The sequence below is a fragment of the Methylobacterium sp. WL7 genome, assembly GCF_008040085.1.
GTDB lineage: Bacteria > Pseudomonadota > Alphaproteobacteria > Rhizobiales > Beijerinckiaceae > Methylobacterium > Methylobacterium mesophilicum.
This window is the reverse complement of sequence record NZ_VRVG01000383.1, coordinates 1-443: the sequence shown is the minus strand read 5'-3', so window position 1 is coordinate 443 and position 443 is coordinate 1. Positions and strand designations below refer to the sequence as shown.

General features: G+C 44.9%; 1 protein-coding gene. It reads right to left on the bottom strand.

Translation table 11 applies throughout. The annotated features are described in order from the left end of the window. Positions 1 to 403: hypothetical protein (locus FV233_RS31040; RefSeq protein WP_210249535.1), on the bottom strand; the 403-nt coding region annotated here is incomplete at its 3' end. Between the last annotated feature and the right edge of the window lie 40 nt (positions 404 to 443).

The following is a 443-nucleotide window of genomic DNA, read 5'->3' as shown; positions in this document are numbered from 1 at the left end:
TGGATCTTTCTAGCGCATGCCTCAAAAACTCTCGCATTTTAAATTCAGATTGATCCCAATGAGACCAAAACACGCAATATTTGCTGTGCCCAGCGTCGCGCAGCTTTACGCCAGGATCGATAACGCAGTATGTTGGCGGTCTTTGATTGACGCTGTACACGATGGAATTTTCGTTATCTGCGGGGTTCCACCAGTAGTGCGCGCTCGGATGGAAACGATGCGCGAATGCCCCATAGATCATGTATTCGCTTGGTAAAACATCCGTATTAATTATTGCCGACAAATCGTGCCTTACGGAAAGATCGCATAATACATTTCTGTCGAATACATAAATAGGTCGATCCATATACTGAAAATTGGGATCAAAACCTAGAATTTTCTCCGTTCCAGGCCTCCACTTCATACTTGGCTCATTGTCCCAATCCCTGTATTGCCAAATAGGC